Genomic DNA, 12907 nt, shown 5'->3' with positions numbered 1-12907 from the left:
AGACTCTTTGGTTCTGGTTTGTCCGTAATTTCGGATTCCGCTTACGGGTTCGACGCGGATTGCGGAGGTCTCAGACGGCGGGGACGGCGATCAGGTAGTAGCGGCGTCCGTCGTCGGCGGTGATCGGGAGGGGGGTGTCGGGGAGGGCGGCGAAGACGGCGGCGGCGACCTGGGCCGGGTCGTTCTCGGCGGTGAGCGGCGGGCGCAGGGCGGCGCGTATCGCGGCCCGGGTCCTGGCGGACAGGGGTCGGGGCTTGCGGTCGCCTTCGCTGTCGCGTACGAGTTGGGCCAGGCCGGCCATCTGGGACTCGGACAGGTCGGAGCCCAGGCCGAGCCGGCTGGCCTTGGTGGCGATGGTAGCGGCGAGGGCGGCGCGGTTCCAGGCGGAGCAGACATCGCTCGGAGTGCCCGGCGGGAGGAAGCTGACGGCGGTTCCGATGGAGCTCTTCATCCGTGTCTCCCAAGTGGTGAAGGGGACCTGCTTACTCCCTCAATTGTCGCACCGGGGACTGACAGTGGAGGCTGGTCAGCTGCCTGGGGGCAGGGGTCGATTGACGTGGTGGACCAGGGATTCCTACACTCGGACCGGACAATGCACGCAGATGGTGGAGTCGGGGACGGGGAGTCGGTCATGCAGCGAGTGCACGGCAGCAATGCCGTTCGGCTCAGGCTGGTGGCCAGGCTCGACATCGACCTGGTCCGACACGCCGGTTCCCTCTGTCGCTGAGACCGTCGGCCGCAAGGCCCCTGACGTTCTTTCAGCATGTGCAGAGAACCACCACCAGGCCCGCGTGACGCGGTTGCCGGGGTCTGCATCTGCTCGGCAACCCCGTTCACGGCCCCTTGCACGATGGGGGAGCGCAGCGTCGCGCGTCCCGGTCCTGCCCTGCTCCAGGAGAGCGGATGTCCACGTCTCCCGCACAGCCCGCAACCGATGCCCCCCGTCACGCCCCGAGTTTCGCCCCGACCGGACGCGACCGTGAGTTCGCGCAACTCCGCTGCGCCCTGGAGCGCACGGTCCGCGGCGCCGGCGGGGTCGTCGCCCTGAACGGTTCGGTGGGCAGCGGTCGCAGTGAACTACTGCACGCCTTCTCGGACTTCGCCGCGGCCGGCGGCGCCCGGGTGCTGGTCGCCACCGGGTCCCCGCTGGAGCGTGACTTCCCGCTGGGCGTGGCCCGGCAGATCTTCCAGAGCGCGGATCTCGACCCCGACGACCGGGACGAGGCGGAACGGCTGCTGGAGGACCTGGTACCGGTCGACCCGCGGACCCGTCCCCCGTCGGACACCACCATGCTGAGACCGTCGGTGCGCGCGCTCAACGGGCTGTGCACCATCCTGCTGCGGCTCGCCGAGCAGTCGCCGCTGGTCCTCGCCGTCGACGACCGGCAGGACGCGGACGTGCAGTCGCTGGAGTTCCTGCTCTACATGGTCCGCCGGACCAGGAACGCCCGGGTGCTGACGCTGCTCAGCTCACGGGAGACGATGACCCCGCCGAACCCCTTCTTCGAGGTGGAGTTGGCCCGCCAGCCGCACCACCGGATGGTCAAGCTGCTGGTGATGACCCCGGGTCAGGTCGCCGACGTGCTGCAGGACCGGTTCGGCGAGCACACCGGCCGCCGGCTCGCGGCCGAGGCGCACGCCCTCACCGGCGGCAACCCGCTGCTGGTGCACGCGCTGCTGGAGGACCAGGATCCGGAGCACACCGGGCAGGGACTCGTCGTCGGCGAGAGCTACCGCCGCGGCCTGATGAACTGCCTGCACCGGATGGACCCGCTGGCGCTGCGCTGCGCGCGCGGGGTCGCCGTGCTGGGCGGTCCCGCGGAACCCGAGCTGCTCGCCGACCTGCTGCTGCTCGCCCCCGAGTCGCTCGACCGCGCCTTCTACCTGCTGCACGCGTCCGGACTGTTCGCGGGCGGCGGCTTCCGCCACCCCACCGGGGGCGGGGACCTGCTCGCGGCGGTGCAGCCGGAGGATCTCGCCGCGCTGCACCGGCGGGCCGCGTACCTGCTGCGGGCGGCGGGCGCGGGGGTCCAGGAGGTGGAGCAGCAGGTGCGCGCGGCGGACGGGCACCGGCTCGGGCCCTGGGAGGTCGTCGGCGTGCCCGAGGAGCCAGAGGAGTCGGAAGCGTCGGAGGCGGAGCCCGAGTCGGTGCTTGAGGCGGTGGTCGCGTCGGACGGCTCGGTCGACGACGCCGTGGTCATTCACTGCGTGCCCTCGCTGCCCGGCGCCTCTGCCGAAGGCGGTCCGCAGGACGGCATCGCCGCGGTCAAGTACCTGTTCTGGCACGGCCGGGTGGACGAGGGGGTCGCCGCCCTGGACGGGCTCGGGGCGGAGGGCGGCCGGAGGATCCGGCCCTGGCTCGACTACTGGTACCCGGTCCTGCTCCCGCCGGAGCCGCTCCAGGGCGCGGGCTGGTCCGGGACCGAGGACGGGCTGCGGATCCTGGGCGCGCTGTTCGACGGCACGCCGCTGCCGGACGCGGTGCTCAGGGCCGAGGCCGTGCTCCGTGAGGCCCGGCTCGGCCGTACCCCGGTCGAGTCGCTCACCGCCGCGCTGACCGTACTGGTCTACGGGGACCGCGCGGACCGGGCCGAGCACTGGTGCGGCCCGCTCGCCCGGCGCACCGACGTGCACGGCGACCCGCACGCGCAGGCGCTGTTCTCGGCGCTGCTGGCCGAGACCGCGCTGCGCCGGGGCGACCCGCGCCGGGCCGAGGAGGCCGCCCGCGCGGCGTTCGCCCGGATCCGCCCCGAGCACTGGGGTGTCGCGGTCGGCTTCCCGCTGTCCACCATGATCACGGCCCGCACCGAACTGGGCCGCTACGAGGACGCCGAGGCCTACCTGGCCCTGCCCGTCCCCGAGGAGATGTTCCGCACCCCGGCCGGGGTGCACTACCGGTATGCCCGCGGCGGCTATCTGCTGGCGGTGGGCCGCGCGGAGGAGGCCCTGGCCGAGTTCCAGGCCTGCGGCGACGCGTTGGCCCGGTGGGGCATCGACCACCTGCCGGGTGTGGTGCCCTGGCGGCTCGGCGCCGCCCGGGCCCACCTCGCCCTGGACCGGCCGCACGCGGCAGCGGCCCAGGCCGACCGCCAGCTCGCCGACCTGGGACCGGCCGGGTACGCCCGGGTGCGCGGCATGACGCTGCGGGTCCGCGCGTCGGCCGGGGCCGAGCACGAGCGGGCCGGGCTGCTGGAACGCGCGGTCGAGGCGCTGGAGGCCGCGGGCGACGAGGCGGGCGCGTCCGAGGTCCTCGCCGAACTGGGCCGTGCGCACCACGCGGAGGGCGACCCCGGCCGGGGCCGTCCGGCCGAGCGGCGGGCGCGGCAGTTGTCGTCCCGTCAACTCGCCCGCGCCAGCACGCCCCCCAGCTGTTCCCGTTCGAGGCCACGGCGGCCGTTCCGGACGGGGACCCGACCCAACTCAGCGACGCCGAGAGGCGGGTGGCCGAGCTGGCGGTGCACGGGCTGACGAACCGTGAGATCGCGCGCAAGCTCTACATCACCGTCAGCACCGTGGAGCAGCACCTGACCCGGGTCTACCGCAAGCTCGGAGTCCGTCGTCGGGTGGACCTGCGGTTCTCCCTGGACGGCAGCCGCGAATTGGCCGGGTAGGGGGTCCATAGGGGGGTCTGAGGGGTTATTGCCCTTCCGCGTTCTAGGAAGACTTGGGAACCGGAAGAGACGGCCCTACTCAGGAGTGGAAGCTCGCGATGGCCCGCCAGGAGCAGTCGAAGTCGCCCGTGCCCGCAACCTCGCCCGTGCCCGCAACCGGTGCCACGGAAGCGGTCGCGGTGATCGGGTACGGCTGCCGGCTCCCTGGCGCGGCCGATCCCGAGGCCTTCTGGCGGCTGCTGGACAGCGGCAGCGACGCGATCGGAGAGCCGGCCGGGCGGCGGGTTGTCGCGGGCGGCGGGGTGCGTCCCGGGGGCTATCTGGAGCAGGTCGACGGGTTCGACCCCGAGTTCTTCGGCATCTCGCCGGCCGAGGCGGCGGCCACCGACCCGCAGCAGCGGCTGGTGCTGGAACTGGCCTGGGAGGCGCTGGAGGACGCGGGCACCCTGCCCCGGCAGCTGGCCGGCAGCAGGACCGGCGTCTTCGTCGGCTCCATCGCCGGCGACTACGCCACCCTGGTCCACCAGCACGCGCCCGCCGCGGTCACCCGGCACAGCCTGACCGGCCTCAACCGGGGCATCATCGCCAACCGCGTCTCCTACGCCCTCGACCTGCGCGGGCCCAGCCTGAACGTGGACTCGGCCCAGTCCTCCTCGCTGGTGGCCGTGCACCTGGCGGTTGAGAGCCTGCGCAGCGGCGAGTCGGAGGTGGCTCTCGCGGCCGGGGTGAACCTGAACCTCGCCCCTGACAGCACGCTCACCGTCGACCGCTTCGGCGCGCTCTCGCCCGACCACCGCTGCTTCACCTTCGACGCCCGCGCCAACGGCTACGTCCGGGGCGAGGGCGCGGTGCTGCTGGTGCTCAAGCCGCTGGCCCGGGCGCTCGCGGACGGCGACCCGGTGCGGGCGGTGCTGCTGGGCAGCGCGGTCAACAGCGACGGCGCGACGGACGGTCTCACCGTCCCCAGCGCGACCGCGCAGGCGGAGCTGGTGCGGACGGCCGTCGAGCGGGCCGGGGTGGACCCGCTGCGGGTGCAGTACGTCGAGCTGCACGGCACGGGGACGCGGGTCGGCGACCCGATCGAGGCGGCTGCGCTGGGGGCGGCGCTGGGCACCGGGCGGGCGGTGGACGAACCGCTGCTGGTGGGCTCCGCGAAGACCAACGTCGGTCACTTGGAGGGTGCTTCGGGAATCGTCGGGCTGCTGAAGGTGGTGCTGAGCGTCCAGCACCGTCGGCTGCCGGCCAGCCTGAACTTCAGCACACCGAACCCGGACATCGCCTTTGAGACGCTGGCGCTGCGGGTCCGCACCGAGTCGGGGGCGTGGCCGCGGCCGGACCGTCCGCTGATCGCCGGCGTCAGCTCGTTCGGGGTGGGCGGGACCAACGCCCATGTGGTGGTGGCCGAGGCTGCGCCCGCGCCTGTGTTGGGCAGGGGGTTTGGTGGCGCGGCGGAGACCGTGTGGCCGCTGTCGGCGCGCAGTCCGGAGGCGCTGCGGGAGCAGGCTGCGCGGCTGCTGGCGCGGGTGGAGCAGCCGGATCTCGACCCGTTGGACGTGGGATTCTCGCTGGGGACGAGTCGGACCGCGTTCGAGCACCGGGCGGTGGTGCTGGGCGCTGATCGTAGTGAACTTTTCTCCTTACTAAGGGCGCTGACGCTGGATCAGCAGACTCCTGGGCTGGTGCGGGGGACGGTGCACGGCGGCGCCGGCACGGTGTTTGTCTTCCCGGGGCAGGGCAGCCAGTGGGACGGCATGGCCCGGGAACTGTTCCGTACCGCCCCGGTCTTCGCCGACAGCATCCGGGCCTGCGCCGCCGCGCTCGCCCCGCACACCGACTGGTCGCTGGTCGACGTCCTGCTCGGCGAACCGAGGGCGCCCGGCCTGGACCGGGTCGACGTGGTGCAGCCTGCGCTGTTCGCGGTGATGGTTTCGCTGGCCGCGCTCTGGCAGGCATCTGGGGTCTACCCCGACGCCGTCATCGGTCACTCGCAGGGCGAGATCGCCGCCGCGCATGTGGCCGGTGGGCTCTCGCTGGAGGACGCCGCCGCCATTGTCGCGCTGCGGGCCCGGGCCATCGCCGAGTTCGGCGGCGCGGGGACGGGTGGGATGGCCTCGGTGCCGCTGCCGGCGGCCGAGGTCCGGGAACGGCTGGGCCGCTGGGGCGACCGGCTGGGCGTCGCGGCCGTCAACGGGCCCTCGGCGACCGTGGTGTCCGGCGACCGGGCAGCAGTGGAGGAGCTGGTCGCGTCCTACCAGGAGGAGGACGTCCGAGCCCGTCTGGTGCCGGTCGACTACGCCTCGCACTCCCCGCAGGTGGAGCCGCTGCGGGAGCGGCTGCCGGTCCTGCTCGCGGACATCAGGCCGCGGGCCACCCGCACCGCGTTCTACTCGACGGTCACCGGCGGCCGGCTCGACACCACCGAACTGACCGCCGACTACTGGTTCCGCAACCTGCGGCAGACCGTGGAGTTCGACCGCGCGGTCCGGGCCGCCCATGCGGACGGGCACCGGGCGTTCGTGGAGAGCAGCCCGCACCCGGTGCTCACCGTCGGCCTCGGCCAGATCCTGGACGGGACGGCCGCCGTCACCGGGACGCTGCGCCGGGACCAGGGCGGGTTGCGGCAGTTCCACACCGCTGTCGCCGAGCTGCATGTGCGCGGTGGTCGGGTGGACTGGGCCGCGTTCTACGGTCCGGACGCCCGCCGGGTGGAACTGCCGACCTATGCGTTCCAGCGACGGCGGTTGTGGTTCGACACCTCGGCGGGGCGGGTGCAGCCGGTGTCTGCTCCTGTTCCGGCCGCTCCGGCTTCTGCCCCTGCTCCGGCCCCTGCTCCGGAACGGGCTTTGGACGACGATGCCACGCTGCTCGACACCGTGCGGACCAGCGCTGCCATCATCCTCGGCCAGCCCTCGGCGCAGGCCGTCGACCCGGACCGGACCTTCAAGGACCTTGGCTTCGACTCGGTCTCGGCCGTGGAGTTCCGCGACCGGCTGGCCACGGCGACCGGCCTGGCCCTGCCCACCACGCTCACCTACGACCGGCCCACCCCGCGCGCGGTGGCCGACCATCTGCGGGCACTGGCGCGTCCTGAGGAACCGTCAAGCAGCTTGACCGTTCCGGAAAAGCGTGCCGTCCCCGAGGACGACCCGGTGGCGATCGTGGCCATGAGCGGGCGCTGGCCCGGTGGGGCGGACAACCCCGAGGCGCTGTGGGAACTGCTGCGCTCCGGACGCGACGCCATCGGCGACTTCCCCGACAACCGCGGCTGGGACCTCGACGGCCTCTACGACCCGGAGGGCCTGCGTCCCGGCACCTCCTCCACCCGGCAGGGCGGCTTCCTCTACGATGCGGACCGCTTCGACGGCGCCTTCTTCGGCCTGAGCCCGCGCGAATCGGCGGCGATGGACCCGCAGCAGCGGCTGCTGCTGGAGTCCTCCTGGGAGCTGGTCGAGCGGGCCGGCATCCTCCCTGCGGACCTGCGGCGGACCCGTACCGGCGTGTTCGTCGGGGTGACGCCGCAGGACTACGGGCCCCGGCTGCACGAGACGCCGGAGGGCCACCAGGGGCACGGCCTCACCGGCAGCCTGACCAGCGTCGCCTCCGGGCGGCTGGCGTATGTGCTGGGCCTGGAAGGGCCCGCGATCAGCGTTGACACGGCCTGCTCCTCGTCCCTGGTGGCGCTGCACCTGGCCGCGCAGTCGCTGCGGCAGCGGGAGAGCGACCTGGTCATCGCGGGCGGGGTCGCGGTGATGTCGGGACCGGGCATGTTCACTGAGTTCAGCCGCCAGCGCGGGCTCGCCGCCGACGGGCGCTGCAAGCCGTTCGCGGCGGCCGCGGACGGCACCGCCTGGGCCGAGGGGGTCGGCCTGCTGCTGCTGGAGCGGCTCTCCGACGCCCGGCGCAACGGACACACCGTGCTGGCCCTGATCCGCGGCTCCGCCGTCAACCAGGACGGTGCTTCGAACGGGCTGACCGCCCCCAACGGCCCCGCGCAGGAGCGGGTGATCCGGCAGGCGCTGCTGGCCGCCGGGCTGGACGGCACCGAGGTGGACGCGGTCGAGGCGCATGGCACCGGCACCGCGCTGGGCGACCCGATCGAGGCCCAGGCTGTGCTCGCCACCTATGGGCAAGGGCGGGAGGAGGACCGGCCGCTGCTGCTCGGCTCGCTGAAGTCCAACATCGGCCACACCCAGGCGGCGGCCGGGGTGACCGGTGTCATCAAGATGGTGCAGGCGATGCGGCACGGCGAACTGCCCGGCACCCTGCACTTCGACCGGCCATCGCCGCATGTCGACTGGTCGACCGGGGCGGTGACCGTACCGGACGTGACCACCGCCTGGCCCCAGCCGCAGGACGCGCGTCCGCGCCGGGCCGGGGTCTCCTCGTTCGGGATCAGCGGCACCAACGCGCATCTGGTCCTGGAGGCCGCACCGGAGCGGGTCGAGACCGGGCGTCCGGATGCGGACCATACCGTGGCGCCGTGGGTGCTGTCGGCGCGGGGCGAGGACGAACTGCGGTCCCAGGCTAAACGGTTGGCGGCGCAGCTTGCCGACTCGTCCGAGGCCACGGTCGCCGACATCGGCCATGCACTGGCCGTTCGCAGGGCCCGGTTCGACCACCGCGCCGTGCTGGTGGGCGGCACGCGGGCGGAGCGGGTCGAGCGGTTGCAGGCCCTCGCCGCCGGGGTGACCGTGCCCGGTGTGCGGAGCGGTGAGGCTCGACGGGCTGTCAGCACGGCCTTTCTGCTGTCCGGTCAGGGCAGTCAGCGGCTCGGCGCCGGGCGTGAGTTGCGAGCTGCGTACCCGGTTTTCGCCGAAACCTTCGACACCACAGCGGCACTGTTCGACGCCGAGTTGGACGTCCCGCTCGGGCAGGTGATGTTCGCCGAACCCGGCAGCGCGCGGGCCGCGTTGCTGGACAGCACCGCCTACACCCAGCCGGCGCTGTTCACCCTGCAGGTCGCGCTGTTCCGGCTGGCCGAGTCGTTCGGGGTACGGCCGACGCATCTGATCGGCCACTCGATCGGTGAACTGACGGCTGCTCACCTAGCGGGCGTGCTGACCCTGCCCGACGCCGTCACCTTGGTCGCGGCCCGCGGGCGGCTGATGCAGGCGCTGCCGGCCGGGGGCGCGATGGCTGCGCTTCAAGCTACTGAGGGTGAACTCTCCCCGTCGCTAGCCGAGTTGGCTGGTCGAGTTGCTATCGCGGCGATCAACGGGCTGACGTCCGTGGTGATTTCCGGTGACGCCGATGAGGTCCAGCGGCTCGCCGATACTTGGCGCGCACGGGGTCGACGGACGAAGTTGCTGCAGGTCAGCCATGCCTTTCATTCCCCGCACATGGACGCCGTCCTTGACGACTTCCGCAGGGTCGCGGCCGGGCTGGACTTCGCCGAGCCGCGGATCCCGGTCATTTCCAACCTCACCGGCGCACTGGCGACTTCGGAGCAGCTACGCGACCCGGAGTACTGGGTCCAGCACATCCGGGAGGCCGTCCGCTTCCACGACGGAGTGAGCGCGCTGGACGCGCTGGGCGTCTCCGCGTACCTGGAACTCGGACCTGGGCCGGTGCTCACCGCCCTGGTGAACGAGACCCTGGACGACGAGAACACCGAGCGTACGGTCGTCGCCGCACTGCGCAAGGACCGGGACGAAACCGAGGCCTTCACCGACGCGCTGGCTCAACTGCACGTCCAAGGCGTGCCGGTGGACTGGTCCGCCGCATTCGCCGGACGGCAGCTGCGCGAGGTTGCGCTGCCCACCTACCCGTTCCGGCGCACCCGGCACTGGTTGGACCAGCCCACCACGGTTGCTCCTGCCACAGCCGGACTGGACGCCGCCGATCACCCGTTGCTCGGTGCGGCCGTCGAACTCCCGGAGAGCGAAGGCCTGTTGCTGACCGGGCGGCTGTCGCTGCGGACCCACCCATGGCTGGCGGATCATGCCGTCGGCGGCCGGGTGCTGCTGCCGGGCACGGCGCTGTTGGAACTGGCCGTCGACGCGGCGGTGCGCTCCGGCGGGCGGTTGGTGGAGGAACTGGGCCTGGAGGCGCCGCTGGTGCTGACCGCGACCGGCGCGGTGCAGCTCCGGGTCTCCGTCGGCGGTCCCGACGACAGCGGACGCAGATCAGTTCGAGTGCACTCCCGCGCGGAGGCGACCGCGGGCGGCCCGGCGGGGGAGTGGACCCGACACGCTGCCGGCACCCTCGCCGACGCCGTCGCTACCCCCAGCACCGACGTGGAGGCCTGGCCGCCGGTCGGGGCGGTGGCAGTGGACGTCAGCGGGCTCTATGAGCGGCTGGCCGACCTCGGCTACGGCTATGGACCCGCGTTCCGCGGCCTCACGGCCGCCTGGCGGCTCGGCGACGAGGTATTCGCCGAGGTCGCCGGCGGGTCCACCGAGGCTTCCGGATTCCGGCTGCACCCTGCCCTGTTCGACGCCGCCCTGCACGCCGTGGTCGGTCTCCTGCCGAACGAGGCTGAGGGTCCGACTAGCGGCCCCCGCGTCCCCTTTGCCTGGGCCGGAGTGGCGGTGCGTCGGTACGGCGCCTCCGCGCTGCGGGTGCGGATCCGGCCGACCGGCCGTGACACCGTGGCCCTGGATCTCGCCGACAGCACCGGCGCGCCCGTCGCGACAGTGGACTCGCTCACCCTGCGGACGGTGGCAGCCACCGCGGCCGACACCGGCTACCGGCTCGACTGGCAGCCGCTGCCGGTCACCTCGCCGGCACCGCCCGTCCCGGTCGGCGTCGTGGTCTCCCGGGTACAGAGTGCCGCGGAGACGCTGGAACTGCTGCACTCCTGGCTGGCCGAGGAGGAGGCGGGGCCGAACCGGCTGGTGCTGGCCACCCACCGCGCCCTCGCCACCCACCCGGGCGAGGACGTCCCCGACCCGGCCGCCGCCGCCGTCTGGGGCCTGGTCCGCACCGCGCAGGCCGAACACCCCAACCGCTTCCTGCTGCTGGACCTGGACGGCACGGCCGAGAGCCAGGCTGCCGTGCCGGCTGCCATCGCCTCGGGCGAGGTTCAACTCGCACTGCGGGACGGGGAGCTGTTCGCTCCCCGGTTGGTCCCGGTGCGCGGCTCCGATGCCCTCGTCCCACCGACCGGCACCAACGCCTGGCGGCTGGACACCGAGACCCCCGGCAGCATCGACAGCCTGGCGCTGCTCCCGGCGCCGGAGACCACCCGTCCTCTCAAGGCCGGTGAGGTCAGGATCGCGCTGCGTGCGGCGGGGTTGAACTTCCGCGATGTGCTGATCTCGCTGGGGATGTACCCGGGCGGTGCCAGCATCGGCGCGGAGGGCGCGGGCATCGTCCTGGAGACCGGCGGAGCAGTCACTGCACTGCGGGTCGGCGACCGGGTGATGGGCCTGGTCCAGGGCACGCTGGGACCGATCGCGGTGACCGACCACCGTCTCCTGGTCCGGATCCCCGACGGCTGGACCTTTGCGCAGGCGGCCTCCGTGCCGGTGGCCTTCCTGACGGCCTATCACGGTCTCTATGACCTGGCAGGACTGCGGCCCGGAGAGTCCCTGCTGGTGCACGCCGCCACCGGGGGTGTCGGCCAGGCCGCCGTGCAACTCGCCCGGCACAGCGGCTCCGAGGTGTTCGGAACGGCGAGCGCGGCCAAGTGGGACACCCTGCGAGGGCAGGGCCTGGACCGTGACCACATCGGCTCGACCCGGACGCTGGAGTTCGAGCAGGACTTCCGCCGGGTGACCGCGGGCCGTGGTGTGGACGTCGTGCTCAACTCCCTGGCCAGGGAATTCACCGACGCCTCGCTGCGACTGCTGGCCCCCGGGGGCCGCTTCATCGAGATGGGCAAGACCGACCCGCGCGACCCGGCCGTCGTGGCGGCCGACCACAACGGGGCCACCTACCAGGCCTTCGACCTCTTCGACGTCGACCCGGGCCGGATCGGCGAGATCCTCGCCGTCCTCGGCGGCCTGTTCGCCAGCGGTGCGCTCACGCCACTCCCCGTTCAGGCCCAGGACGTGCGGCAGGCGAAGCAGGCCCTGCGCCGGCTCAGCCAGGCCCGACACACCGGAAAGCTCGCCCTCACCCTCCCGGTCGCTCTCGCTCCTGAGGGAACCGTGCTGGTCACCGGCGGCACCGGCACCTTGGGACGACTCGTCGCCCGTCGGCTGACGACTCATCACGGCGTGCGACACCTTGTCCTGACGAGCCGTCAAGGTGAATCCGCGCCAGGAGCAGCCGAACTCCGCTCCGAACTCGCCGCCCTGGGCGCCAAGGTGACCATCGCCGCCGGTGACACCGCCGACCCCGACGCGGTGGCGGCGCTGCTCGCAGCGGTTCCGGCCGAGCACCCGCTGACCGGGATCATCCACGCCGCAGGGGTGTTGGACGATGTGCTGCTGGCCTCGCTCACCCCCGAGCGGCTGGCCCGGGTCACCCGCCCCAAGGCCGCCGGGGCCTGGAACCTGCACCGGGCCACCGAGCACCTGGATCTGGCCGCGTTCGTCCTGTTCTCCTCGGCGGTCGGTCTGCTCGGCAACCCCGGCCAGGCCAACTACGCCGCCGCCAACACCTATCTGGACGGACTGGCCCAGCACCGGCGAAGCCGCGGTTTGCCGGCCGTCTCGCTGGCTTGGGGGCACTGGGCCGAGGCCGGAGGCCTCGCCGCCCGGCTCAGCCGCACCGAAGCGGAGCGGCTGGCCAGGACCGGGCTCGCGCCCATGACCACCGCCCACGCCCTCGACCTCTTCGACGCCGCCCTCGACAGCCCCTTCGCCACTCTTGCACCCGCCGCGATCGATACCGGTGCCAGAGCGGCCGCCGAGGTCGCTCCGGTGCTACGCGGATTGGTCCGGAGCCGTCCGGCCCCGGCCGTCACCGCAACCGCCGCCGTCGACGAGGTGGCGGAACTGCTGCAGCGGCTGGAAGGCAAACGGAAGCCGGAGCAGGAGCGGTTGCTGCTCGTCCTGGTGCGGTCCCACGCCGCCACCGTGCTCGGCCACCCGGGACCGGACGCGATCCGCCCCGAAATCGGCTTCATGGACGCCGAGTTCGACTCGCTCGGAGCCATCGAACTGCGCAACCGGATCAACGCCGCGACGGGTCTGCGCCTCCCCACCACCGCCGTCTTCGACCACCCCACGCCGCTTGCCCTGGCGGCTCATCTGCGCGAACGGCTGGTCCCCGAGGACCGGCCGGCCAGGAGCCCGCACGTGGCGGTGGCCCCGGTGGCCGCCGACGACATCGCCGACCGGATTGCCGGTGTCGGCGACGACGAGATCTTCGACTTCCTGCACAACGAGCTCGGAATTTCCTGAGAG

4 protein-coding genes are annotated in these 12907 nt (G+C 73.1%); 3 read left to right on the top strand and 1 reads right to left on the bottom strand.

Annotation, left to right across the window (positions count from 1 at the left end; genetic code table 11):
* Positions 1 to 70: 70 nt before the first annotated feature.
* Positions 71 to 451: a hypothetical protein gene (locus tag ACXKR8_RS10235; protein ID WP_458272588.1), complete on the bottom strand. Its 381-nt coding sequence runs from the start codon at positions 449 to 451 to the stop codon at positions 71 to 73.
* Between the two features lie 452 nt (positions 452 to 903).
* Between ACXKR8_RS10235 and ACXKR8_RS10230 the strand changes: the two genes are divergently transcribed.
* The 3 genes from ACXKR8_RS10230 (at position 904) to ACXKR8_RS10220 (ending at position 12904) form a co-directional block, all read left to right on the top strand.
* Entirely contained in the window at positions 904 to 3468 is a 2565-nt protein-coding gene (locus tag ACXKR8_RS10230) for an AAA family ATPase (RefSeq protein WP_462100439.1), read from the top strand.
* Positions 3441 to 3611 (top strand): helix-turn-helix domain-containing protein, encoded by a 171-nt coding sequence (locus ACXKR8_RS10225; RefSeq protein WP_462100438.1) that lies wholly within the window; start codon positions 3441 to 3443, stop codon positions 3609 to 3611. The genes ACXKR8_RS10230 and ACXKR8_RS10225 overlap by 28 nt, the downstream gene beginning before the upstream one ends.
* A 146-nt stretch (positions 3612 to 3757) precedes the next feature.
* Entirely contained in the window at positions 3758 to 12904 is a 9147-nt protein-coding gene (locus ACXKR8_RS10220) for a type I polyketide synthase (protein ID WP_458272586.1), read from the top strand.
* Positions 12905 to 12907: the final 3 nt, after the last annotated feature.

Source organism: Streptacidiphilus sp. PAMC 29251 (assembly GCF_054208735.2).
Note: the sequence above shows the minus strand (reverse complement) of the source record. Positions and strands in the feature narration are given on the sequence as shown.

Excerpts from the sequence above, each read along its gene's own strand:
- ACXKR8_RS10235 (WP_458272588.1), bottom strand. The coding sequence starts at position 451 with ATGAAGAGCTCCATCGGAACCGCCGTCAGCTTCCTCCCGCCGGGCACT.
- ACXKR8_RS10230 (WP_462100439.1), top strand. The coding sequence starts at position 904 with ATGTCCACGTCTCCCGCACAGCCCGCAACCGATGCCCCCCGTCACGCC.